Here is a 23,255-nt window from a genome sequence, read left to right as displayed (position 1 = left end):
GCCCATGAAAACCATTCTGGTCGTGGACGACGAGTTCGACATCCTGACAGTCTGGCGGCTGCTGCTGGAGCGGCACGGCTATACCGTGCTGACGGCGTCGAACGGCGCCGCCGCGCTCGAGCAGATACGCAAGACCCGGCCCGACATCATCGTGTCGGACTGCATGATGCCGGTCATGTCGGGGATGCAACTCTGCGCGGCGCTGAACGCCGATCCTGATCTGCGCGCCATCCCGATCATCCTATGCAGCGCGGCTGCGGATATCCCGGTGCAACCGAATCCCCGCATCGAATACGCGCGCAAGCCTCTTTCGTTCGACACGCTGCTGGCCATGCTTCAGCGCATGTCCGCGTAAAAAGCGGACCGCCCATGCGGCGGACGGGCGCGCTTGCTGCGCGAACGCCCGTCCGCAAGCACCTTTCCCCCTCTCTCTAGGTAAAACCCCGGATTCCTGCCGTCGGCCGCACGGACTACTCTCGGCACACCCATTAAACAGAACGTCGTTCTATTCAACAGAACGTCACTGACGAGAGACACCCGAAGGAGGATTTCATGGCAAGCCTGCCGCTCGACACGTCCGGCGCGTCGCCCCATTCAAGCGCCGGCGCGCAGGGGCTCACGCCCGGCGTCAACGCACGCATCGACCGCCTGCCCGCGACGCGTGCGGTGTGGATGCTGGTGTTCCTGCTGTCCATCGGCGGCTGGTTCGAGTTCTACGATCTGTTCTTCACCGCGTACGTCGGCCCCGGCCTCGTCAAAAGCGGGGTCTACTCGACGACGACCGCGTCGTTCTTCGGCGTATCCGGTCTTGGCGCGTTCGTGGCGGCGTCGTTTGCCGGGCTCTTCATCGGCACGTTCTTTCTGGCTGGCATGGCGGACCGCTACGGCCGCAAGACCGTGTTCACCGTGTCGCTGCTGTGGTACTCCGCCGCGACGCTGATCATGGCGCTGCAAAGCACGGCGCCCGCCATCAATCTGTGGCGCCTGATCGCCGGCATCGGCGTGGGCGTCGAGCTGGTGACGATCGATACGTACGTCAGCGAACTCGTGCCCAAACATTTGCGCGGCCGTGCCTTTGCGTTCGTTCATCTGGTGCAGTACACCGCGGTGCCGTCGGTCGCGTTTCTCGCGTGGTGGCTGGTGCCGCTTACGCCGTTCGGGCTCGACGGCTGGCGCTGGGTCGTGATCATCGGCGCGTTGGGCGCGGTGGTGGTGTGGGCGATTCGCCGACGCGTGCCGGAAAGCCCGCGCTGGCTCGCGCAACAAGGCCGCGCCGCCGAAGCCGAACAGGTGCTGCAGGCGCTGGAAGCGAAAGTCGCCGCGCAATACGGCAAGCCTCTGCCGCCCGCCGTGCCGACCGTCGAACCGGCGACCACCAAGGCCGCCTTCCGCGAAATCTGGCAGCCGCCGTATCGCAAACGCGCGATCACGATGCTCGTGTTCAATCTGTTCCAGGCGATCGGTTTCTACGGCTTCGCCTCATGGGTGCCGACGCTGCTCGTCTCCAAAGGCGTGACGATCACGCACAGTCTGCTGTACTCGTTCGTGATTGCGGTTTCGAATCCGTTCGGGCCGTTGATCGGCATGGCGATCGCAGACCGCATCGAACGGAAGACGCTGATCGTGCTGTCGGCGCTCGGCATCGCCGTGTTCGGCAGCCTGTTCGCGACGCAAACCTCGCCTGCGATGCTGATGACGCTAGGCGTGCTGATCACACTGAGCGGCACGCTGCTCTCGGTCGGTTATCACGCGTATCAAACCGAACTCTTCCCGACGCGTTTGCGGGCGCGCGCCGTCGGCTTCGTCTACTCGATGTCGCGTCTGTCGGCCATGTTCTCCGGCTTCATGATCGCCTTCGCCCTGCGGCACTTCGGCGTGAGCGGTGTGTTCGCGCTGATCAGCGCGTCGATGGTGATGGTGATGGGCGCGATCGGCATCTTCGGGCCGCGGACCAACCTTCGCAATCTCGACGAAATCTCGCATTGAACCGCATTTGAACAAGAGGCTTTAAAGATGACGCTGCCGTTGGCTGGAGTCCGCGTACTGGACTTATCGAATGTATTGGCCGGGCCGTTTTGCGCGTATCAGCTCGCGTTGCTCGGCGCCGAAGTGATCAAGGTCGAACACCCGGAAGGCGGCGATCTGGCGCGCCGCCTGGGCGCCGATAAGGACGCGTCGGCGCGCAACATGGGCGCCTCGTTCGTCGCCGTGAACGCGGGCAAGCAGTCGCTTACGCTCAATCTGAAAGACCCGCGCGGCAAGGCGATTCTGCGCGAGCTCGTCAGAACCGCGGACGTGCTGGTCGAAAATTTCCGGCCCGGCGTGATGACGCGGCTCGGCCTCGATTTCGACGCGCTGCGCGAGGTCAATCCGAAGCTCGTGTATTGCGCGATCTCCGGCTTCGGCATGGACGGCGAGTTTTCAAAGCGGCCTGCTTACGATCAGATCATTCAGGGCATTTCCGGCGTGATGAGCGTGACCGGCGATGCCGACAGCGCGCCGTTGCGCGTCGGCTATCCGGTGTCGGATACGGTGGGCGGCCTCACCGCGGCATTCGGCATTTGCGCCGCATTGCTCGACGCGCGCGCCACGGGCCACGGCCGCATGCTCGATGTGTCGATGCTCGAAGCCACGCTCGCAACCATGGGCTGGGTCGTCTCGAACTTCCTGAATGCCGGCGTCACGCCGACACCAATGGGCAACGAGAACTTCACCGCCGCGCCGTCGGGCACGTTCAAAACCGGCGACGGCCCGCTCAATATCGCCGCCAACGAGAACAAACAGTTCGCGAGCTTGTGTCAGTTGATCGGCCGGGCCGATCTGCTTGACGATCCGCGTTTTTCCGAGCGCAACGCCCGAAAGCTGAATCGCGCGGCATTGAAAGCGGAGATCGAAACGGCATTGGCCAACGATAGCGCCGCGAACTGGGAAGCGCGTTTCTTCGAAGCAGGCGTGCCGGCCGGCCGCGTAATGTCGGTACCGGAGATTCTCGCGCATCCACATCTGGAGTCGCGCGGCTTCATCCGCGAATTTGCCGCGGATGCCAACGCGGATCGCCAGCGCGTGACCCGCGCGGGTTTTCGTCTGCACGATGCGGACACGGCGCCGAGCACACCCGCACCGGTGCTATCGGCTCACACACATGAACAACTCGCCGCGCTCGGTTACGACGACGCCCACATCGACCAACTACGCGCCGAAGGAGTGATCTGAACATGACGCAGGCATTCGACGCAGCGAAGCTCGCTGCCGACTATTGGAGCACGTCGATCATCGACATTCATCCGGGCTCGATCAACGTGCGCGGATTCCCGATTCAGGAGTTGATCGGCAATATCAGTTTCCCGCAGATGATCTGGCTGATGCTGCGGGGTGAACTACCCGACGCCGAGCAAGCGCGTCTGTTCGAAGCGGCGCTGGTGTCGTCGGTGGATCATGGGCCGCATGCGCCATCGATTGCAATCTCGCGGATCGCGACCAGTTGCGGCTTGCCGCTGAACGGCGCGATGGCGTCCGCGATCAACGCGCTGGACGACGTGCATGGCGGCGCAGGTCAGCAGGCGGTCGAACTGTACGACTCGATCGATGCGCGCATGCAGGCGGGCGCCGCGTTGGAAGACGCCGTCGAACAAGGTGTGGATGCCTTCATCGCGGCGCACGGCAAATATCTGCCGGGCTTCGGGCACCGCTTTCATCCGGTCGATCCGCGTGCGCCGAGGCTTCTCGCGCTGGTGGACGAGAGTGTCCGCGCGGAGCGCATCAGCGGACGCTATGCCGCAATCGCGCGCGGCATCGAAGCACTACTCTTGGGCCGCAAGAGCAAGCCCGTGCCGATGAATATCGACGGCGCCACCGCCGTGATCTATGCCGAACTCGGCTTTGCGCCCGAGTTGGCGCGCGGTGTGTTCTGCCTGTCGCGCGCGGTCGGCATTCTGTCGCATGCATGGGAACAGCGCGGACGCAAGGAGCGCAACAAAGGCCCGATGCCGCGCCAGATGGCCTACACCTACACCGGCAAGCCCGAGCGGCATTTGCCTTGAGCCGTTTGCGCTGAACTACTTGTTCTGAACTACTTGTCCTGAACTTCGGCGGCGCGCCGCTGCGCGTTGCGCATGGCGCGCGAATCGCCGCCCAAGGCGTCGGTGGCGCGCGCGGCGCAATCGAACAGCGCACCGAGATTGCGTTCGAGAAACGCGTGATCGATACGCGAGCTCGGACCGGCCAGCGTCAGCACGCCACGCAGGCTCTGGCGCACGCCGAATACCGGCATGGAAACACCCGCCGTCTCCCGGTCGCGTTCGCCGATCGACACACAGTAGAAGTCCTCGCGAATCTTGTCGTACGGTGCGCCCGGCATGCCGTCGAAGGCGAGCAATGCATGGCCGCCCGAGCCGCTTTCCAGCGGCAGCACGTCGCCTTCGCGCACGTGAAAGCGCACCGCGTGCTTCGAATCCACGCGATGCAAACACACCCGTACCGCTTCGTCACGCACGTAGAACGACACGCTTTCGCCACTGGTTTCCGCGAGTTCGCGCATGAGCGGCACCAGAATATCGCCGAGGTTCAGGCTGCGCTGATACAGCGCGCCCAGCATGAAAGTGGCGGAACCGAGCTGATAGCGGCCGTCGTCGAGACGCAGCAGCAGGCGATGCTGGATCAGCGAGCCCGCGAGCCGCAACAACGTGCTCTTGTAAAGCCCCGTGCGCGCCGCCAGTTCGGCGAGCGTGAGCGCGTCATCGTCCGGCCGGAAGGCGAACAGGATGGCGCAAGCACGATCGATGACGGCAACACCTTCGCTTTCCTTCGTGTTCGATTTGTCCGCAGGCGTTGGCATGGATGGCATTACTTCATAGGGAAGCGGAAATTTTACGCCATGATGCGGGGCTGTCATACCCGCCACGGGCGCTTCAGCACTGAATCTGCGCGGAATCCGGGGCATGAGCGGAAACCACGGCGCAAACACTTGCCGGATGCGGCACATTGCATCTTGAGACGATCGCGCAATTTGTTGAGCGCGCCCAGCATTCAGCGTTATGCCGCTTTTTACAGTTCGTCATCGATCGCGCGGAGCCGGAACAGCGGAGCGCGACGCAACTTTCGGAGGGTCGGTGATGAACAGCAATCGTGGGACGATTCCAGTTGCCTTCTTCGGGATCGCAGTGCTTTCGTGCCGGCTTATTGGGCCTTCAGCTTCGGCGCCGCCGCCCTGCCGACGATGGCGCTTCTCGGATGGTCGAACGAGGCGCGACGGGGCCAGTTGAATGGGCCGCGCCGGTTCTGTTTATCGCGGCGAATGTGATCATCGCGATTCTGGCGGTGAAGACTTTGGTCTTGCTGGTGCGCGGCAAGCTGATTCCCACCGCCGCGGCTACGGGCGCCCTGCCCGCACCGCAGGCATCCGCTGATTCACGTATCGCAATGGCCGGCTAGACTGCCCGAACCGATTCAGCGAGGCGCCCCGCGTCTCGCTGAATCGCATCAACGCAACGCCATCACGATCAACGCCGCGCCGACGATCGCCACCGCATCTTCGATCAACGCCGCAGGCTGGTCCCGTCCGAACGCACGCGCCATCGCGCCGCGGACTCGCGCGCCGCCCACAGTACCGATCACGGCGCCAATCAATCCCGCGATCAACCCATTCCCCACTCCGCCATGCGCCGCGCCGATCGCCGCACCGCTCAATCCGCCCAGCACGAGACGCGCGCCGAATTGCATCGGCACGGTACGGCTAGGGGTTTTCGGCAGTTGATCGGTGATCAGTTCGACGATGGCCAGCACCGTGAAGATATACGGCGTGGCGGTGAAGCCGAGAAAGGCCAGCGGGGTGTCTTGCAGCGGCAACCAGCCCAGATACGCCGCCCAACTAACCGCGGCGGGCGCGGTCATCGCGCGAAGACCGGCCACGACGCCGATCAGCAATGCGAGGACATAGACAGACATAGGGGACTCCGAATCAAGGGCAACGATGCGTGGTTGAACAAGCCGACGGCTTACCTGGACGAACGTCGGCAGAAGGTGTCGAGCATTTCCATGGACAGTCAACTTCTCACCGCATCCATCGAGGCCGATTCGCCGTTGCCTCCTTTCGGTGTGGCCCTAGTGTCGCATACTTCGATCGGCGCATCGGCGGCGATGGCCACGGGACGCATCGGCCATCGCATCGTATGCGTGTCGCGTCGCGTGCGTCCCTGTCCGCGCCAAGATCAGATAGACGCCACCACCAGCGCGCCCACGTTCGCGATCGCCGCATTGCTGCGCGCCGCGTCGCCAGCCGTTTCGGTCAGATACACGGTCACCAGCACCGGGCCGCGTCCGGGCGGCCACAGAATCGCCACGTCGTTGGCGGTGCCGTGATCGCCGGTGCCGGTCTTGTCGCCCACGCCCCACTCCTTCGGCAGCTTCGCGCGAATCCGTGCGCCGCCGGTCTCGTTGGCCGCGAGCCAAGCCAGCAGTTGCGCTCGCGACGACGACAACAAATGCTCGCCGAGCAACAGCTCGCGCAGATTGCCGAGCATGGCGTTGGGCGTGGTGGTGTCGCGCGGATCGTCGGGAATGGCTTCGTTCAGTGTAGGCTCGTTGCGGTCCAGACGCGTGATGCCGTCGCCGAGGCTGCGGGCGAATGCGGTCAACCCAGCCGGGCCGCCGAACGTCACCAGCAACAGATTCGCCGCTGTGTTGTCGCTGAGCGTGATCGCCGCCTTGCACAGCTCGGCGATGCTCATGCCCGCGTTACCGGTGAGCTCGCGTGTGTGCTTGCTCGTGGCCGGCGAGTTCGATACCACGTCGCTTTGTGAGAACACCACGCGCCGCTGCAAGTCTTCCTCGCCGCGATCCGTGCGCGCCAGTATGGCGCCCGCCGCCAGCACCTTGAAAGTGCTGCACATCGGAAAGCGCTCGTCGGTCCGCCAACCGGCGTGCAAGCCGGACATCGTATCGACGATCGACACGCCCAGCCGCCCGCCGCTCGCCGCTTCGATTTCAGCGAGCCGCCGACGGATCGCATCCGCCTTGGCCAGTTCGCGCCCTTGCGCCGCCGCGCCCGTTTTCATCGCCTTGCCAAACGCGCCGGCACTGCCAACCGCAACCCCAGCTATCGAAACACCCAGCATCGCGCCCGCGAACTTCCGTCTTGTAATCATCGCCGCTCCTTTGTGTGAAGCCGCAACTATCGGTTTTCCGCCGGCCGCTGACAAACGATGATAAGTTAGCCAACTCACAAGAAAATCTTATGCCTTCGCCATGAGACCGTACCTTCCATTGAACGCGCTGCGCGCCTTCGAATCGTCCGCCCGCCATCTGAGCTTCACGCGCGCGGCGCTCGAATTGAACGTCACCCAGGCCGCCGTCAGTCAACAGGTCAGAACCTTGGAGGAGCGGCTGGGCACCGCGCTCTTCAAGCGTCTGCCGCGCGGCCTCGCCATGACCGACGAGGGCCTCGCGTTGCGTCCGGTGCTGACCGACGCATTCGATCGCATCGAGGCCGTGCTCAAGCAGTTCGAAGGCGGCCACTTTCACGAGGTGCTGACGGTCGGCGTGGTGGGCACCTTCGCCGTGGGCTGGCTGATGCCGCGCCTCAAGTCGTTCCGCGACGCGCATCCGTTCGTCGAACTGCGCCTGCTGACGAACAACAACCTGGTCGATCTCGCCACCGAAGGTCTCGACTTCGCGATCCGTTTCGGCGACGGCACCTGGCCCGGTTCGCTCGCGACCCGCCTGCTCGACGCGCCGCTTGCGCTGCTATGCACGCCGGAGATCGCCGCGCGTCTGTCGAAGCCGGAAGATCTCGCCGACGAGACCTTGCTGCGCTCCTATCGCGCTGACGACTGGATGAGCTGGTTCACCGCCGCCGGCATTCCGCCGCGGCCGATTCGCGGGCCGGTGTTCGATTCATCGCGGCTGATGGTGGAAGCGGCGATGCAGGGTGCGGGCGTCGCGCTCGCGCCCGCGCTGATGTTCGATCACGAGATCAACACAGGCCGGCTGGTGCGCCCGTTCGATGTGGAGGTTCACGCCGGCAGCTATTGGCTGACATGGTTGAAGGGCAAACCCATGACGCCGGCGATGCTGCTGTTCAATCAGTGGATCATCAAGGAAGCGTCTGCGCAGACGCAGAACTAGGCAGCCAGCAAAGCGCGGCGATGGCCGTTCATTGCGGGCCGTTCGGCTTGCGGCGGAAACACATTCCACGAGCCGTCGTCATGACGGAAGAAGAAGATCGACAGCAGACCGCTCGGCCGCAAGGCTTCCACGCACACATAGCGCTGATGTTGCGACGCACGGTGGCAGAACTGCACGACGCGTGCGGGCATCGACGGGGTCGGGGCGAGCCATTTGTCTACGGCCCAATGCAAGGTCTTTTCTGCGGCAACCATGATGTTCTCCTTGAATCCTTGACTGGTTGAATCACTGAATGAGTCACTGAAATTCTGTGTCGCCAGTTCACGCCAACTGCGCGGAACCGTGAGCGCCCTTCGCGGTGCTTTCCACAAAAGCCTTCACGAGGCACACCAACGCATGCATGCCGGTGCGCGGATGGCGCAGGCAGCAATGCACCTGTTCGCTACGGCTTTCGCCGAGTAGGCACCATGCGCAGAAGTGCTCGCAGTTGTTGGTCAGCAGGCGATAGTGGTTTTCGCCGAGACGGGAGCGTGCGCGGCGCACGGCTTCGTCGCCGACGTAGCGGGCGGACGGCGTCGCACGGATCGTCAGCGGATGGCCGGCGGCGAAGCGTTCCAGTTCCACTTCCTCAACCGGGCCGCGATGCGCTGAGCTCGCAAAGCCCGAGTAATGAACCACGCGGCCATTGCCCACATAAATGCCGTGGTGTTCATAACCGGGGCGTTGCGTGACGAGATGCGCGCCGATCGGCAGTTCGATGGTGGACGCGGCGTCGCAGCGGTCTTCGCTGTTTTCGCTGCTGGTTTGGTTCGTGTTCATGGCTGGCCTCGCTTCGATTTCCAACACTGTTGCGAGATCTTTTGCATCATTCGGGCCATGCGCGCGAAAGCCTTTATTTAAAGGGTTTCGCGGGAGAACGAGGCGCTCCGGAGGCGACGAGTGTGCGTTGCGGCCCGACAGAAATTCGGCCGAAGTGTTGGCGAGCGGCGCTCATTTATCGCTGCCGTGGAATGGGGAAGTGCGTCGATTGAAGAGGTGTGGCGAGCACCAGCAATGTGTTGGGTCGCGCACCGGTTCGAATGCGGGCGTGTTGGCTGCCAGCCGACCGCCGAATTCATGCGTGCCCGTGCGCTGCATACGCAAGCGCGCGGAATCGCCCGGCAATCAAGGCATTACGACAAACCGCGCGAATCACTCGCGAATTGGCATGGCACTTGCACTATAACGGCCAGATACTTCTTAACCGCGCGTCACCGCGCGCGTTTTCACACGCGGCCAACCGGAGAAACGACATGGCTTCTATTACAGTAGGCGACCTCTCGCTGAACCTCGCGCTAGACCGTAAAGCGATGGCGGCGATCCGCGGCGGCGGCGGCGCCCCGTGGGTGTACGGCTGGATTCAGCCTTATGTACGCGAAACGCCGAGCATTGGACCCGTCGTGAACCTGTACGATGTGACCAACAACTTCTATGCTAACCAGATGATCAACACGTTCCAGTCGGTCGATGTACGCAACACCGGCGCGAACTCGAACATCAGTGTCTCTCCCGACGCACGCAGCAGAAACGATACGGTGTAAACGTTGTGACCTGTGCGAGCCAATTTCGCTGGACGTCGTCCGCGCGTTCCGACGCCGGACGCGTCCGCGAAATCAACGAAGATGCCTGCCTCGACCAGTCCGCACTCGGACGCTGGGCCGTCGCCGACGGCATGGGTGGACACGCGGTCGGCGATCTGGCGAGCCGTCTGGTGATCGACGCGCTCTGCCGGCTCACGTCTCCGGTCAACATGAAGTCCTTCGTCGCCGACGCGCGCACGCGCCTGCAAACCGCCAATCGTCAACTGCGGGAAGAAGCCGCGCGCCGCCAGGTGCAGCGCATCGGCAGCACGGTCGTCGTGCTGCTCGCCTGCGATCGCTTCTGCGGCTACATCTGGGCCGGCGACAGCCGCCTGTACCTGCTGCGCGAAGGCAGCCTGCGACAACTCACGCGCGACCACAGTCAGGTGGAAGCGCTCAAGTCGCTTGGCGTCCTCACCGAGGAAGAGGCGCGGCATCACCCCGCGCAGCATATGATCACGCGCGCCGTTGGCGCAACCGACGTGCTCGAACTCGACGACGATGCCATCGAGGTCACCGATGGCGACGTCTTCCTTCTCTGCAGCGACGGCCTGAGCAACGAAGTCAGCGAAGAAGACATGCTCGCCGTGCTGAGCAAGGCGGCAAGCGCAAACGCGTCTGAAGAACTCGTCGACCTGGCGCTCGCGCGCGGCGGCCGCGACAACATCACCGCTGTGGTCGTGCGCGCTGAAGACCCCAACGCCTCAGACAAAACGCTGCTTAACCCGGCGCCATGAACCTATTGGCGTGACGCCGCGGTCTCAGGTCTCGTTGTCCTCATCGTCGCGGTCTTCAGCGCCGTTCTTGTTCCCGGCCGGCTGATTACGATTGCGGAAATCCTTCGAATGCAGGCCGTGTTTCTTCAGAAGCATCTGCAGGTGCGAGCGGTTCATGTCGATACGACGCGCGAGTTCCGCGACCGTGCCGCTCACTTCGCGTAGGCCGCGCTCAAGAAAGGCTTTTTCGGCATCATCGCTGGCGGCACGCTTTGCGTCGCTCAGCGACATCAGATTCGCCACGCTGATCGGCTCCTGCCCCGTTGCGGTCGCGGCGTTGGACGACACCGTCGATCCGGGCGCCGCCGGCCGCATGTCCACCGGCAAATGATCCACATCCGCCATATCGCCGGCCAGACATGACACGCGATACATCACGTTGCGCAACTCGCGAATATTGCCCGGATACGCATAGTTCAGCAGAAAATCCCGCAGACGTGGCGTCATTCGCACGGGCCTGCGCTTTAACGTGCCGGCGGCTTCGTCGCCGAACCACGCGATCAGCAGCGGAATTTCATCGCGACGCTCCCGCAGCGGCGGCAACGTCACATGAATCACGCTAAGCCGGTAGAACAGATCCTCGCGGAACTTGCCCTCTTCGCTGAGCTGTCGCAGATTGCGATTGGTCGCTGCGACGATGCGCGTATCCACCGCAATCGTTTCATCGGATCCGACGCGTTGGATCTCATGCGCTTCCAGCACGCGCAACAGCTTCACCTGGCCGGCGAGCGGCAACTCGCCGATTTCGTCGAGAAAGATGGTACCTGTATGCGCGCTTTCGAATTTCCCCTTGCGATCGTTCGACGCCCCCGTGAACGCCCCCTTGCGATGCCCGAACAATTCCGACTCCAACAGATTGTCGGGAATCGCGCCGCAGTTCACGGAAATGAAGGGTTTGTCGGGACGCGAGCCGTTGGCGTGAATCACTTTAGCCATCAACTCCTTGCCGGTGCCGCTCTCGCCGTCGATCAGCACAGGCAAATCGGTCGGCGCCGCTTTCTCGGCGATTTCGAGCGATTCGAGCAAGCGCGGATTGTCGCCGAATGTCCCTTCGAAAATGAAACTGCGTTCGAGCAACGCTTTGCGGCGCGCACCGCGCGATAGATCGCCGCGCTCCTGCGGCTCCGCGGCCACCGCCGCTTGCACGAAGCGCTCCTTGTGCGAGAGTTGCATCACTTCGTCGCGCAGCGAGGTGGCTTGCCGGAGCAGCTTGTCGATGTCCGCGCGCTCCAGCCGCGACGACCAGCGCAATGTCGAGCGTAGAATCTCGATCCGCTCGATCAGCCCAGCATACGAAATCGCGGGGCTGGCCTCTTCAATCTGGTCGAGTATCTTCATCATCACGCACTCAACTGTTTCTGGACCAGCTGGTAATACATGCCGCCGCGCTGGATCAACTCATCGTGACGGCCCTGTTCGACAATCGCCCCTTCATACAGCACGAGAATCTTGTCCGCACGCATGATCGTGCTGAGCCGGTGCGCGATGATCACCGCCGTGCGGCCCTTCAGAATGTCGTGCATATTGCCGAGGATATTGCTCTCCGATTGCGAGTCCAGTGCCGAAGTCGCTTCGTCGAATACGAGCAGACGCGGATCGTGATACAGCGCCCGTGCAATGCATAGCCGCTGGATCTGCCCGCCGGACAAGCCGATTCCGCGCTCGCCCACAATCTGCTCGTAGCCGAGCGGCATCTTGCTGATGAATCCATGCGCGTCGGCCATCTTCGAGACTTCCTCGATGCGGCGCCGATCGGGCGCGTCGTCGCCGCTCGCGATGTTCTCCGAAATCGTGCCGGAGAACAGCAGATTGCTCTGCATCACATAGCCGATCTGCGCACGGTAATAGGCTTTGTCGACCACGCCGAGATCGTAGCCGTCGATCGTCATCTTGCCTTCGGTCGGCGTGTAGAAGCCGACCAACAGTTTGGCGAGGGTCGTCTTGCCCGACCCGCTGCGCCCGACAATCGCCACCAGCTCACCGGGCTTGATATCGAAGCTGATGTTTTCGAGCACGTACGCCGAGTCGTTTTCGCCGTAACGGAAATAGACGCCGCTGAGGCTGATTTCGCCTTGCAGTTCGGGCAGCATCACACGCGAGGGTAAATCCTGCGGCTTCTGTTCGGGCTCGATATCGAGCACATCGCCGAGCCGTTCCATCGCTACGCCCGCGTCGTTCAACATGCTCCACAAGCCGACCAGGCCCATGAGCGGCCCCAGTACGCTACCCATGAACGCATTGAACGCGATCAACTGACCGATCGTCATTTCGCGCGCGAGCACGAGATTCGCGCCGACCCAGAGAATCGCAATCGTCGTCGCGGCGTTCAGCAACTGACTGCCAAGTCCCACGAGAATATTGAACGCGTGCGCGCGATATTGCACTTCGAGCGCCTTTGCGTACTTCTTCTCCCAGCGCAAGCGCACCGGCCGCTCGATACCCATGCCTTTGATGGTCTCCACGCCGGCGAGCGCTTCCATCAGAAACGACTTCGATTCGGTCGACGCGGTGAACACTTCGCGTGCATAGCCTTTTATTTTCGGCGTGGCGAGCGCGGTCAGCGCCATGATCGGAATGACGAACGCGATCAGCACCAGCGTCATCTTCACGTTGTAGACGAACATGATCGTGAAGTAGATGAACACCATCAGCAGATTCAGCGCTGTCGTGACGGTGGATTCGGTGAGGAACGCGCGGATCGTCTGGTTCTCCTGGAAGCGCGCGAAGATGTCGCCGGTCTTGCGCTTGGCGAAAAACGAAAACGGCAGCGACATGGTGTGCTTGAAGAACTGCGACATCATCGCGAAGTCCATGTTGCGCACCATGAAATTCGCGAGATACGCGCGAATCGACGACATCAATTGCGAAAAGACATTGGCGATAATCAGGCCGCCGATCAGCAGATGCAGCAGGCTGACGTTCTGATGCACGATCACGCCGTCGAGAATGTTCTGGATAATCAGCGGCGGAACCACGCCCAATACCTGAATCACGAAAGTGGCGAGAAACAGGTGGCCGAGAATCTTCTTGTACGGCTTGAGGTAGCCGACAAAGCGTATCCACGGCGAACGCGCGGCGGACATTTGCAGCAGATGCGGTCCGCCGGTAAACAACAGACAGGTGCCGCTCCAACCGCGCTCGAAATCCTCCACGGTCATTTTTTTGAAGCCGACCGCCGGATCCGCCACCCACACGTAATCCTTGGAGAGCCCGTACACCACGACGTAGTGATAGCCCTCCCAGTGCACGATGAACGGCAGATCGAAACCGCGCAACGAATCGAACGTGCATTGCACGCCGCGCGCCGTGAAGCCCAGTGATTCACCCGCGCGCGCGAGACTGTCGAGCGTCGCGCCCTGGGTCGTGACGTTGGCCAGTTCGCGCAATTTGCCGAGCGTCATCGGAATGCTGTAGTGGCGGCATACCATCGCAAGGCACGCTGCACCGCAATCCATTTCTTCGGCCTGTTCGACCAGCGCGAAGCGTTTGATGACTTTCTCGCCGAACTCGGGTTTGCTCTGCAGATCGAGCATCAGCGGCAACTTGCGGCGCTGTTCGACCCGTTTTTGCCGCTGCAATTCGCGGTCGCCGTAGCGAATCCGCTCGTCGAGCACTTCGCGCAGCTTTGGATTGCGTTCGAGAATGAAGTGAACCGTGCGCTCCGGAATCACCAGCAGCCGCGTATCGGTCGTCGCGACCACCGACGCCATCTGCTCCTGGCGCATCAAACACGCTTTCTCGCCGAATATCTCGCCTTCTCCAAGCGTGGCGAGCGTATAGTCGTGCCCCTCCTCGTGCCGCACGATGCGCACTGCGCCCTGGCGCACTACGTACAGGCGCCGGTCCTCGCGCCCGTCCTGCTTGAGGATTTCCTTGCCCGCAGCCACCCGTTTCACACCAACGCTGCGCACATACTCTTCGAGTTCCGCCTTGTTCAATTTGCCGCGCAGATCGAATAACTGCGCGACGAAACCACCCGCCGAATTGATCGCCACATAGCTGGCAACGAACGCCAACGCGGCCTGATTGCCGGCCATTACCGGTTCGATTGCGGCACGCGGAATGAACAGCAGTTCGGTTTTCGCCGACGCCCGCACCGACGCTTCGTGGACATAGGTACGCAACATCGCAATGTCGGCGAAAATCTCGCCCGACTTGCGCACTCCCATGCTGGTTTCCTTGCCGTGCTCCTCCGTGAAGATCCGCACGGAACCCGAGCGAATCACGTACAGACCGTCAGCCGTCTCGCCCGCAGAACAAACCGTTTCGCCGAACGAATAGAAGCGCGCTTGCGCATATTCGGCAAGACGCTCGATCTCGTCGCGCGAAAACGGCGAAAGAATTTCCACCGAGGTGAGAAACTCGGCTGCGGAGGGCGCGGTCTGGGGTGCATCCATGTGCTTGCGGACCTCGAATCGGCGTGTCGTTGCGTTGTTTTCAGTACGGCGTGTGGCCTCGAACGGCCTAGCGCGCTTCGATCACGTGCTCCTGAGCGCGTGCGATCAGCCAGCCTTCGCGCAGCAGGCGCCGGACCTCGGAGGCCACGTCCGCGTCGAGCGTCGCCGGATATTTGGCCGTCACGGCGAAAATCTCGAAGCACGAGCGATCCGCCGACGGAAACGGACCAAGCAGATCGCCCACCGCCGCGTTGAAGATCTTCGCCTCGATATCCGGCTTCAACGAGCCGCGCAGCACCTTGCCGATCACACCGCCCGCTTCGCGGGTATCCGCAATCGAGTGCTCGCGCGCCATGTCGGCGAAACTGTCGGGATCGTCGTGCAGATACGAAATCATTTCCTTCGCCTTGCCCTCGCTGTCGAGCACGATGTGGCTCACTTCGATCGCGTCGAACTTCGGCGAATTCAGCGCGAAGTAGTCCTTGATCGCGGCCTCGTTGCCGATCTCGTCGAGCATCTTCTCCTGATACAGCCCGTCGGTAATGAAGGCCTCGAATTCGTCGAGACTGACATTGAGCGCGTCGAGGTACTGATTCATATCCGTCGCGCGATGCAGGCCGCGCACACGACGGAACTGATCGGCGCGTTGCTGGATTTCATCGGCGGTGACAGTGATGCCTTGCTTCTTCGCCGCGTGGACCGTGAGCTTGTCGCGCACGATCTGCTCGATCAGGCTCTCGAACTGGCCGGTCAGTTTCAGAAGACGAATGAACTCGGCCACGTCCACGACTTCGTCATCGATTCGCACTATCGCGGTCATTTCTTCCGCTCCTTTAATTGACGTGTGATCCGCGCGGTCAACCCGCAACCTGCCTGAACGGATCGAGACCCAGATCGATCAGGCGCCGCTCGCGCACCACGATCTCAGCGCTTGCCGTCATGCCGTAGCGCAACGGATAGCGCGTGTCGGCAATCTGGTAGTAATTTTTGTCGAGCGTGACGCGGCCTTCGTAGACCGGCTGCTTGTCCGTCAGCGACGGCTTGGTGGCCGGTGAAATATAGGCCAGCGTGCCGCTGATCAACCCATAGCGTTGATACGGAAAGGCGTTGAATTTCAGCTTGACGGGCAAGCCCTCGTGCAGAAACGCGCGATCGTGTTCGGCGATTTCAATCTTCAGCACGGGCCGCGCATCTTTGGGCGCAATGCCGCCAAGCGGCGCGTTCGCCTGAATCTTGTCGCCGCGCTGCGTCGACGTCACATCGGTGATGACGCCCGAAACCGGCGCGAGAATCAGCAGGAAATTGTCTTTGTCGATGTTCTCGAAGCGAATCCGCGCGGCCGCTTCAGACACTAGCCGTGCGCTTTGCAGCTGCAGGCGCAACTTGTCTTCCGCGTCGGTAATGTCGCGCACCGCCGAATCGTATTGAAGCTGCAGGTCGGTGGTCTGCTGGCCGCTGGTTTCCAGTTGCGCATTGGCCTGCGTATATTCGTGGCTCAAACGGAAATCCAGCTCCGCGAGCTTCGATTGCGCGACACGGTACGCGTTATCCGCTTCCATTGCCGCGGTGCGTTTCTGTTCCACCTGCAATTCGGCAATGCCGCCGCCGCCCGGCTGCGCGAAGAGCCGCGAGTATCGGTCCAGTTCCTGACGCGCCGCTTCACGCGCGCGCCGGGCGTTGTCGAGCATGCTGCGCGCTTCGTCGAGTTCGGCCTTCTGCCCTTCCGCGAGTTTGGTCGTGCCTTCGGAGACGCGAGTTTCGTGCTGGCGCGCTTCCACCTCCATCTGCGTCTTGAGCGCGGCGGCTTTACGCTCCATCAGCGCTTTCTTCTCGGGGAACTGCTTCCAGTCGCGCTCGGCGTCTTCCAGTTTGAGTTGCGCTTGCAATGCGTTGCTGGCGGCCTCGATCGCGCCGCGCGCATTCAGGCGCGCGAGCACGTCACCTTTCGACACCGGTTGCCCCTCAGCGATATACAGATCGGCGAGTTCGCCGTCGATCGGCGCATAGATTCGGCGTACCTCCGATTCCGGCGACAAGGTGCCTTGCGCGCTGACGATCACGTCCGCACGTCCCACGAACGACCACAACAGCCCGACCACCACCAGCGCGACCATCGCCCAGATCAGCGCGCGCGCAAGCCGCACCGGCTCCGCCATCAGAATCGCGATGCCCTCGACGCTGTGATCTTCCAGCGCCTCCGACAACGGCTTAGGGTGACTGTCGCGTTTCACTCTGCTCGCCTCCAATCAACGCCAGCTTCGCTTTCAGAAGTCCCGGATCCAGCACCATGCGCAACTCTGTCAGCGAGCGGCGCTGCAAATTGGCTTCGGCTTCGATATCCGCAAGCAGACGGTCGAAGTCAGCGGGATGATCGGCCTTCAGTTGCGTGTAGATGCGCATGCCTTGTTGCGCCGACGTTTGCGCATCGGAAAGCAGGCGCGCCTCACTGCGAAATCCCGGTGAAATACCGGCTTCGAGACGCTGCGTACCGCCGATCGATCCACCCGCGCGATACTGTTTCCACAGGCTCTGGGCCCGCAGCAGCAGGTCTTGCGCACGCGCCAGCGCTTTGTCGTGCAAGGCGGCGACGTCTTTCTGGATCGACTGCAGGAACCACACGTCCGTTGCCGGATCGAGGCTCGCGTAGAACGACAGCAGGCGCTGGTCGTAATCCTTGTCGCCGCGCGTCTTCTGCAATTGCGCGTACTGATCGAGCAACGTTTTCTTGTGTGCCAGTTCCGCCGCGAGCACGTCGGACCACGGCCCTGCGGGCATCGCCTGCAAACCGGCAAGCGCCTGCTGCGCGTCGCCGCGCTGCCATGCCGCTGTCACTGCGTCATGGCGCGCAATCACGTCTGACGAAGGCAAACGGCTGGCCGCCAATTGTTGAAACTGCGCCTGAAAAGGCGGCGTGCTGAAGCGCGCCGTTTTCAGCATCGCGAGCAACGGCGCCAATTGGCGGCTCAGCGCGGCGTTCAACAAATCGGTGTATTGGCGCAAATCCTGACGCACCCGATCAATGCCCGCGAGACGCGGGTAGCGCTGCGCGTAGTCGTCGAGCACGGGAGGCAGCGCGTCGGGTTTGTCGCGCGCCAGTTCGGTGCGGATCGTTCCATTCAGACGGTCGATGGCGGCGAGGTACACCGAGTCGTCGCTTTCCAGTTTGCGCAGATGGCTCAGCGCCCGTGCGTAGGGATCGGCGAACACGGGCACGTAGGAAGCGATGCGATCGAGCGCGCGCTGATGGCTCTTCGCGTCGTCTTCCCAGCGTTGCAGCAGGTTGTTGATCGTGCCCTCGTCCGTGTACATGCGAATCGGCGCGTCCATGCCGCCGCGCGCCGCGACGAAACGCTCCAGATCGCCCACCCATTGCAATTCGCCGATCAGCGACGCGGCGTCCGCGTTGTTTGCGCTCAACGAACGCATCTCCTTGAGCAACGCGTCGGCCTGATCGAACTGTGCCTTTTCCAACGCATTCAGCCAGCTGGGGAGCTTCGCCTTCAACAACGCTTCGCTCGCAAGCGCGCTGACTTTGGTGTCCGTGGGATGGTTCGCCAGATAGCCCGAGGCCGCCGTGACCGCACTCGTGTAATCGCCGTTCGCCAGCAGGTTCTTCAACTCGCGCTCCGACGAACCGCGCATGTAAAGCGTCGTTCCAATCGCGGCTATCACCACGACGCCCACGCCGCCCCATGTCGCCATGCGCCGCACGCTCGTGCGATCGTCGATTGCAAACGCCTTGCCGAGTTCGCCCGCGAGCAAGCGCCAACGGCGCGGCCGGCCTTTCGCGGCGGCCGCGTTGGCGGCGCCACTCGCACCGTTGGTTCCGTTCGTGCCAGTCGCCCCTCTTGCCGTGCCCGTCGGCGCGTCGCGCTTCGCATGCGCGGACGCGGCCTGTGCCGCCTCGTTGACTTCGTCTTCACGCTGGAGGCCGGGGTCGACGCAAAAGATATCGAGGAATGAATGCGCAGCGCCGACAAACGTGGTCTTGTCGGGATCGACAGCTTCGTCGGCGGCCGGATTGAGGAATAGTTGTGTCACGGTGGGCTCGACTTCAGGGGGTTTCTGCAGCGACACCCTGTAGACGAAGTGGTCTCCGCCAAATGCAACGAGGTCTCCCTCTACCAGTGGCAGCGCGGATTCGTCCAGCCGCTTCCCGCCGACGAATGTGCCGTTGGTGCTGCCGAGATCTTCGACATAGAGCTCGCCACCCTTCAGAAAGATGTGCGCGTGACGGCGCGAGATGTAATTGACCTGATGCGGATAGCGGTCCTTGTAGCGCGAAAAGACTTCGTCCGCCTTGCTGACGAGAAACGGGAATGCCTGCACCTCGATGGGTTGCAGGCCGAGGTCGTCGCGCTGCGGCACGAGCAGCAATCCCGGCGCGGTGGATGAACTGGCGGCCGCCACGATACGCGCGCGCGGCTCGATGCTCACCCGGTAGCAGAGCTCGCCGCCGAAGCACAGTTCGTCGCCGGCACGCACACGGGCCGGTGTTTGCCGCACCGCCACGCCGTTCACCGTCGTGCCGTTCTTGCTGCCGAGGTCGGCGACGTAAACCGCGCCGTGTTCCGTGAAAACCCGTGCATGACGGCGAGACAGGCGCGCAATCCGCTCTGCGGGATAGTCGGTAAAAGGTGCCTCGCTGCGCCCGATTGCAAACAGGTTGTCGACGATCCGGATCGCGTCGAGCGCGGGACGTTGCGCGGACGCAGCCGGCGACAACACCACGTCGAACGCGGCGTCTTCTGTCGCGCGCATCTCAGCAATCGGAGCTTCGCCGGCGGCCATTTTATCTGGATCACTAAGCGTTTACCCGTTGCGGCGAGAGCGCAACGGAAACGGGACGAAGGACTACGGCGGAAAGATATTGTTCGAGTGAGCCGTGCAAAAGCCGGCTCCTTAAAGATTGTAAGTCACACATGGCGAGTGTCAATTTTCCGATCGTCGAATTATGAAGGCAACGAGCGCGTCAGAGACAGCCGAAATACCCACGCTGCGCGCCACATTGCGGATTAGCTCAGTGTTCCTTTACTTCAGCCTGCACGTCGACGCTCGGCCAGCCGCCGCCCAGCGCTTTATAAAGCAGCACCGTGTCGGACAGAATCTGTTGATGGTTGGCGAGCAGTTCCTGCTGCGCCTCCAGCAAAGTCCGCTCGGTTTCGAACACCTCCAGTTGCGACACCACGCCGAGACGCAATTGCGACTGGATCTGGTCCGCGACGATTTGCAGCCGCGACACTTCCTGCTGTAACTCCACACGCTGTTCCTTGTGCGAATTCACATTGACCAGCGCGTTCTCCACTTCCTCGAATGCGCCCATCACCGCCACGCGATACTGCTGTTCGGCCACCGTCGACTGTGCTTGCGTAACTTTCACGTGCGCGCGCACGCCCGGATCGAGCAGCGGAATGTTGATGCTGGGCATGAAGCCGTAAGTGAACGATTTCAGCAGATCGGTCAGCGCAAAACTCGCGGTGCCGCCGTGCCCGGTCAGGCTGATGGTCGGCAGTTGCGCGAGCTTGGCCTGGCCGACGAGGTCGTAGGATTCCAGCACTCTGAACTCGGCGGCCACCACGTCGGGACGGCGCGCGAGCAGTTGTGCGGGCAGGCCGTCCGGCACGGGCGGCAGTTGCACGCGCTGCTGCAAATGCCCCTTGGGCATCTGAAACTCGCCCGCCGGCACGCCGATCAGCGTGCACAGCGCGTTGTTGGCCAGCGCGCGCGAACGGCGCAGGTCGAGCAGTTGATTGGTCAGGCGGTTGATCTCCGCCTGCTGGCGCAACACCTGGGTTTGCGGCACGAGCCCGTTGCGGCGCTGGCCGTCGTAAATCGTGAGGATTTGCCGGTTCGTTTCGAGCGTTTTCTGTTGCTGTTCGATCTGGTCGTCGAATTGCAGAATCTGGAAATACGTGCTGGACACGTTCGACACCAGTTCGAGATAGCCGGCGCGCCAGTCCGCCTCGCTGGCGTGGAATTCCGCCTTTTGCGCCTGCACGCCTTTTTCGACTTTGCCCCAGATATCGATGTCCCAGTTCACCTGCGTCGCGAGGTTGTACTGCTTGGAGAAGGTTTGGTGCGTGGTCTTTTCGAAATCGGCGCCGGCGCCGAGATCCATGGTCGGCAAGGCGCCCGCTTTGGCTTCGCCGATCTGCGTGCCGGCCACGTCGATACGCGCAGCCAGCACCTTGATATCGAAGTTGCCGGCAATCGCCTTCGCGATCAGCGTGTCGAGATAGGGATCGTGGAAGCCTTTCCACCAGTCGGGTTCGATCGTCGCGGCGGCCGAAACGGGCGAGCCTTTCTGATCCGACCACGACGCTTTGGCGGGCGTGTCGGGACGCTTGTAGTCGGGCATGCTGACATCGATACAGGCCGACAGCGAAAGCGCGCAAACGGTCGCCGCGCAAACGCAGCGCAGCGCGGATGTTCTGCGGAAGAAGCGCTGACGAGCTGATGAAAGCAACGCTGACACGATGGTCTCCGATGGCGCCCACGTCGTTGCACGAGTAGAGCGCGCCCTTTAAGTAAAGCATCTCCTGCGCGGCTTCACCATCGAAGCGATGCAGGAAGGTCGGCGCGGGAATCGGGCGGTGAAACGGGGGTGGCGTGAAAAGAACGATTGGCTGCGAAATCTTTTTGAGGAGCGGCCGGTAAGAGTCCGCGGAGGCTGTCGCGCCTCCGCGGCGGCCTGCGCCGTTTAGTGCACGTTGATGTTGTTGCTGGCGTACACGTGCGGGTCGATCGTGGACGAGATGCCCGAGACGAACGCTGCGTTGTTGCCGTTGGCGTTCTGGATGTTCATCGTCGTGTTGATCAGTTGGGTGGCGTCGACGGTCTTGCTGTTGTTCGGCGCGTACACCGGCATGAAGTTGAAGTACGACGAAGACGGATAGTAGCCGGTGCCGCCGCGCACGGCGCTCATGGCCTTGCTGTCGAGTTGTTCGGTGATGGACAGGTCTTTGATCATCAGCGTGTTCATGGTAAATCTCCTGGAAGGGAATACAGCACAGTTTGCGGTTGGGTTCGAGCAACTTGTCTGCTCGAGTGTCACTAATGCATGGGCTGTGCCAGGATTGCTTTCCTATCCTAAGAAATGTGCCGGAGCGCCGTAGATAAAGGGTTGCAGGGCTGGCCGGGAGATGAACGCGAGACGCAGCCGTGAAGCGACGCAGGGAGGATGGTGGATCGCGGCCAACAACCCGTGCGGAATTGTTGGTTGCGGCGTGACACCGAGGCGCTAACCGACGCGCCGCGCCACGCCGCGCGCTACGTCACCGCGCAATGACGGTAATCTTCTTCGAATACACCGGCGGATTGTGCGGCACATGCATGTCGTCGCCCATCAGCAGCTGCAACGTGTGCTTGCCCGGCGGGAGTTGAATCATGGTCTCCGTTTCACCCGCGCCGAAGTGCAGATGATTGCGATCCGACGGAATTTCCTGGTCCATCGGCGGCAAGTCAGTGTCGATCAGCAGATGATGGTGGCCGGTGTTCGGATACTTGACGCCTTTCGGCGCCACGCCCATGTAGCGCAGGCCGAACCACACCTTGAACGGCTTGTTGGCGGGGACGACCTGGCCATCGTTGGGATAGCCGATATATGCGTAGGCGCCGGCCGGCGCCGGCGTGCTACCTGCAATGGCGACATTCGGCGAAGCCAATGCCGCAGACATGACGAGCGCCGCGACCGCGATGATCTTGTACATGAAGGTCTCTCCGTCCTGACGGACCCGCTTTGAACGAACGGATCGCGCTAGTCTTTTAGCACGGTGATGGTGATCTTTTTCGAATACACAGGCGGCACATGCGGCACGTGGTTGTGGTCGCCGAGAATGAGTTGCAGCGTGTGCTTGCCCGGCGGCAACTCGATACGCGCGTCCGTCTCACCGGCGCCGAAGTGCAGGTGATTGCGATCCGATGGAATTTCCTGATCGAGAGGCGGCAGGTCGGTGTCGATCAGCAAATGGTGATGGCCGGTGTTCGGGAACACGACGCCCTTCGGGCACACGCCCATGTTCCGCAGTCCCATGCGCACCCACAACTTGCCGCCGTGAATCACCGTGCCGTCCGATGGCCAGATGATGTATTCCTCGGCGCCCGGCGGCGACGCCGTATGCTCGGCCGCCGCAAAGACGCTGGGCACCGTGTTGCCGAACATGAGGACGAGCGTCGCGCGCAGAGCGCGGCGCAGCGCCTCGCGACGCGCATTCGATCCATGCCGCACGTCGAGAACAACGGGGGTAACGGTTCTTCGCATAGCGCACTCTCCCGAAGAGTGGTCATGGCCAGGTCGGCTGCACGGGGCAGGCCGGGCGTTCCGGCTGGATGTCGCGGGCGCA

At 62.4% G+C, this 23,255-nt stretch carries 21 protein-coding genes and 1 pseudogene; 8 read left to right on the top strand and 14 right to left on the bottom strand.

What is annotated here, in order from left to right; translation table 11 throughout:
* Positions 1–4 precede the first annotated feature (4 nt).
* The 4 genes from PQR32_RS05485 to PQR32_RS05470 all read left to right on the top strand — a co-directional run bounded on the left by PQR32_RS05485 (position 5) and on the right by PQR32_RS05470 (position 4,040).
* A complete protein-coding gene (locus tag PQR32_RS05485; protein ID WP_408222999.1) occupies positions 5–355 on the top strand; it encodes a response regulator in 351 nt (116 codons plus the stop codon).
* Positions 356–552: 197 nt separating this feature from the next.
* Positions 553–1,986 carry an MFS transporter gene (locus PQR32_RS05480; RefSeq protein WP_408222997.1) on the top strand — a complete coding sequence of 478 codons (1,434 nt, stop codon included), beginning with the start codon at positions 553–555 and terminating at the stop codon, positions 1,984–1,986.
* Between the two features lie 27 nt (positions 1,987–2,013).
* The gene (locus PQR32_RS05475; RefSeq protein WP_408222995.1) at positions 2,014–3,213 is read left to right on the top strand and encodes a CaiB/BaiF CoA transferase family protein; all 1,200 of its coding nucleotides are present in this window, start codon (positions 2,014–2,016) and stop codon (positions 3,211–3,213) included.
* A gap of 2 nt (positions 3,214–3,215) precedes the next feature.
* Positions 3,216–4,040, top strand: coding sequence for a citryl-CoA lyase (locus PQR32_RS05470; RefSeq protein ID WP_408222993.1), 825 nt, complete (start codon positions 3,216–3,218; stop codon positions 4,038–4,040).
* 29 nt (positions 4,041–4,069) lie between these two features.
* On the opposite strand, the gene PQR32_RS05465 is transcribed toward PQR32_RS05470, so the two are convergent.
* The gene (locus tag PQR32_RS05465; protein WP_408222991.1) at positions 4,070–4,834 is read right to left on the bottom strand and encodes an IclR family transcriptional regulator; all 765 of its coding nucleotides are present in this window, start codon (positions 4,832–4,834) and stop codon (positions 4,070–4,072) included.
* A 321-nt stretch (positions 4,835–5,155) separates the two neighbouring features.
* On the opposite strand from PQR32_RS05465, the pseudogene PQR32_RS05460 reads away from it, so the two are divergent.
* Positions 5,156–5,430 (top strand): annotated as a pseudogene (locus tag PQR32_RS05460) (dicarboxylate transporter/tellurite-resistance protein TehA); the annotation flags it as partial.
* Between the two features lie 48 nt (positions 5,431–5,478).
* Here the strand turns inward: PQR32_RS05460 and PQR32_RS05455 are convergent.
* Together PQR32_RS05455 and bla are read right to left on the bottom strand one after the other, a co-directional pair.
* A complete protein-coding gene (locus tag PQR32_RS05455; RefSeq protein ID WP_408222989.1) occupies positions 5,479–5,943 on the bottom strand; it encodes a DUF4126 domain-containing protein in 465 nt (154 codons plus the stop codon).
* 263 nt (positions 5,944–6,206) lie between these two features.
* Positions 6,207–7,142, bottom strand: coding sequence for a class A beta-lactamase (bla, locus tag PQR32_RS05450; protein WP_408222987.1), 936 nt, complete (start codon positions 7,140–7,142; stop codon positions 6,207–6,209).
* Between the two features lie 100 nt (positions 7,143–7,242).
* On the opposite strand from bla, the gene PQR32_RS05445 reads away from it, so the two are divergent.
* The gene (locus tag PQR32_RS05445; protein ID WP_408222985.1) at positions 7,243–8,121 is read left to right on the top strand and encodes a LysR family transcriptional regulator; all 879 of its coding nucleotides are present in this window, start codon (positions 7,243–7,245) and stop codon (positions 8,119–8,121) included.
* On the opposite strand, the gene PQR32_RS05440 is transcribed toward PQR32_RS05445, so the two are convergent.
* Complete coding sequence (locus PQR32_RS05440) at positions 8,118–8,375, bottom strand: hypothetical protein (RefSeq protein WP_408222983.1); 258 nt, start codon at positions 8,373–8,375, stop codon at positions 8,118–8,120. The two genes, PQR32_RS05445 and PQR32_RS05440, sit on opposite strands and share 4 nt — an antisense overlap.
* Before the next feature lie 67 nt (positions 8,376–8,442).
* Positions 8,443–8,940: a lecithin retinol acyltransferase family protein gene (locus PQR32_RS05435; protein ID WP_408222981.1), complete on the bottom strand. Its 498-nt coding sequence runs from the start codon at positions 8,938–8,940 to the stop codon at positions 8,443–8,445.
* Between the two features lie 473 nt (positions 8,941–9,413).
* On the opposite strand from PQR32_RS05435, the gene PQR32_RS05430 reads away from it, so the two are divergent.
* Positions 9,414–9,701 (top strand): hypothetical protein, encoded by a 288-nt coding sequence (locus PQR32_RS05430; RefSeq protein ID WP_408222979.1) that lies wholly within the window; start codon positions 9,414–9,416, stop codon positions 9,699–9,701.
* Between the two features lie 5 nt (positions 9,702–9,706).
* Positions 9,707–10,477 (top strand): PP2C family protein-serine/threonine phosphatase, encoded by a 771-nt coding sequence (locus tag PQR32_RS05425; protein WP_408222977.1) that lies wholly within the window; start codon positions 9,707–9,709, stop codon positions 10,475–10,477.
* Between the two features lie 24 nt (positions 10,478–10,501).
* Here the strand turns inward: PQR32_RS05425 and PQR32_RS05420 are convergent, their stop codons facing one another.
* From PQR32_RS05420 to PQR32_RS05380, 9 genes are all read right to left on the bottom strand, one after another.
* Positions 10,502–11,857 (bottom strand): sigma-54 interaction domain-containing protein, encoded by a 1,356-nt coding sequence (locus PQR32_RS05420; RefSeq protein ID WP_408222975.1) that lies wholly within the window; start codon positions 11,855–11,857, stop codon positions 10,502–10,504.
* Entirely contained in the window at positions 11,857–14,913 is a 3,057-nt protein-coding gene (locus PQR32_RS05415) for a peptidase domain-containing ABC transporter (RefSeq protein ID WP_408222973.1), read from the bottom strand. Before PQR32_RS05415 ends, PQR32_RS05420 begins: the two co-directional genes overlap by 1 nt.
* A gap of 67 nt (positions 14,914–14,980) precedes the next feature.
* Positions 14,981–15,733 (bottom strand): peptidylprolyl isomerase, encoded by a 753-nt coding sequence (locus PQR32_RS05410; RefSeq protein ID WP_408222971.1) that lies wholly within the window; start codon positions 15,731–15,733, stop codon positions 14,981–14,983.
* Between the two features lie 37 nt (positions 15,734–15,770).
* Positions 15,771–17,144 carry a beta-barrel domain-containing protein gene (locus tag PQR32_RS05405; protein WP_408222970.1) on the bottom strand — a complete coding sequence of 458 codons (1,374 nt, stop codon included), beginning with the start codon at positions 17,142–17,144 and terminating at the stop codon, positions 15,771–15,773.
* On the bottom strand, positions 17,122–19,704 hold the full coding sequence (locus PQR32_RS05400) for an FHA domain-containing protein (RefSeq protein ID WP_408222968.1): 2,583 nt from the start codon (positions 19,702–19,704) through the stop codon (positions 17,122–17,124). The genes PQR32_RS05405 and PQR32_RS05400 overlap by 23 nt, the downstream gene beginning before the upstream one ends.
* 229 nt (positions 19,705–19,933) lie before the next feature.
* Entirely contained in the window at positions 19,934–21,388 is a 1,455-nt protein-coding gene (locus PQR32_RS05395) for an efflux transporter outer membrane subunit (RefSeq protein WP_408222966.1), read from the bottom strand.
* A gap of 225 nt (positions 21,389–21,613) precedes the next feature.
* Complete coding sequence (locus PQR32_RS05390; RefSeq protein ID WP_408204385.1) at positions 21,614–21,895, bottom strand: hypothetical protein; 282 nt, start codon at positions 21,893–21,895, stop codon at positions 21,614–21,616.
* Positions 21,896–22,187: 292 nt separating this feature from the next.
* Complete coding sequence (locus PQR32_RS05385; protein WP_408222963.1) at positions 22,188–22,622, bottom strand: DUF4399 domain-containing protein; 435 nt, start codon at positions 22,620–22,622, stop codon at positions 22,188–22,190.
* A 47-nt stretch (positions 22,623–22,669) separates the two neighbouring features.
* The gene (locus PQR32_RS05380; protein WP_408222961.1) at positions 22,670–23,173 is read right to left on the bottom strand and encodes a DUF4399 domain-containing protein; all 504 of its coding nucleotides are present in this window, start codon (positions 23,171–23,173) and stop codon (positions 22,670–22,672) included.
* Positions 23,174–23,255: the final 82 nt, after the last annotated feature.

This window comes from Paraburkholderia dipogonis, assembly GCF_046027395.1.
Lineage (GTDB): Bacteria > Pseudomonadota > Gammaproteobacteria > Burkholderiales > Burkholderiaceae > Paraburkholderia > Paraburkholderia dipogonis_A.
Note: the sequence above shows the minus strand (reverse complement) of the source record. Positions and strands in the feature narration are given on the sequence as shown.

What these genes read in the sequence shown, in the direction of transcription:
- PQR32_RS05455 (WP_408222989.1), bottom strand. Translation starts at nt 5,943, where the DNA reads ATGTCTGTCTATGTCCTCGCATTGCTGATCGGCGTCGTGGCCGGTCTT.
- PQR32_RS05485 (WP_408222999.1), top strand. Translation starts at nt 5, where the DNA reads ATGAAAACCATTCTGGTCGTGGACGACGAGTTCGACATCCTGACAGTC.
- PQR32_RS05475 (WP_408222995.1), top strand. Translation starts at nt 2,014, where the DNA reads ATGACGCTGCCGTTGGCTGGAGTCCGCGTACTGGACTTATCGAATGTA.
- PQR32_RS05435 (WP_408222981.1), bottom strand. Translation starts at nt 8,940, where the DNA reads ATGAACACGAACCAAACCAGCAGCGAAAACAGCGAAGACCGCTGCGAC.
- PQR32_RS05415 (WP_408222973.1), bottom strand. Translation starts at nt 14,913, where the DNA reads ATGGATGCACCCCAGACCGCGCCCTCCGCAGCCGAGTTTCTCACCTCG.
- PQR32_RS05430 (WP_408222979.1), top strand. Translation starts at nt 9,414, where the DNA reads ATGGCTTCTATTACAGTAGGCGACCTCTCGCTGAACCTCGCGCTAGAC.
- PQR32_RS05470 (WP_408222993.1), top strand. Translation starts at nt 3,216, where the DNA reads ATGACGCAGGCATTCGACGCAGCGAAGCTCGCTGCCGACTATTGGAGC.
- PQR32_RS05385 (WP_408222963.1), bottom strand. Translation starts at nt 22,622, where the DNA reads ATGTACAAGATCATCGCGGTCGCGGCGCTCGTCATGTCTGCGGCATTG.
- PQR32_RS05400 (WP_408222968.1), bottom strand. Translation starts at nt 19,704, where the DNA reads ATGGCCGCCGGCGAAGCTCCGATTGCTGAGATGCGCGCGACAGAAGAC.
- PQR32_RS05480 (WP_408222997.1), top strand. Translation starts at nt 553, where the DNA reads ATGGCAAGCCTGCCGCTCGACACGTCCGGCGCGTCGCCCCATTCAAGC.
- PQR32_RS05465 (WP_408222991.1), bottom strand. Translation starts at nt 4,834, where the DNA reads ATGCCAACGCCTGCGGACAAATCGAACACGAAGGAAAGCGAAGGTGTT.
- bla (WP_408222987.1), bottom strand. Translation starts at nt 7,142, where the DNA reads ATGATTACAAGACGGAAGTTCGCGGGCGCGATGCTGGGTGTTTCGATA.
- PQR32_RS05410 (WP_408222971.1), bottom strand. Translation starts at nt 15,733, where the DNA reads ATGACCGCGATAGTGCGAATCGATGACGAAGTCGTGGACGTGGCCGAG.
- PQR32_RS05420 (WP_408222975.1), bottom strand. Translation starts at nt 11,857, where the DNA reads ATGATGAAGATACTCGACCAGATTGAAGAGGCCAGCCCCGCGATTTCG.
- PQR32_RS05440 (WP_408222983.1), bottom strand. Translation starts at nt 8,375, where the DNA reads ATGGTTGCCGCAGAAAAGACCTTGCATTGGGCCGTAGACAAATGGCTC.
- PQR32_RS05445 (WP_408222985.1), top strand. Translation starts at nt 7,243, where the DNA reads ATGAGACCGTACCTTCCATTGAACGCGCTGCGCGCCTTCGAATCGTCC.
- PQR32_RS05390 (WP_408204385.1), bottom strand. Translation starts at nt 21,895, where the DNA reads ATGAACACGCTGATGATCAAAGACCTGTCCATCACCGAACAACTCGAC.
- PQR32_RS05380 (WP_408222961.1), bottom strand. Translation starts at nt 23,173, where the DNA reads ATGCGAAGAACCGTTACCCCCGTTGTTCTCGACGTGCGGCATGGATCG.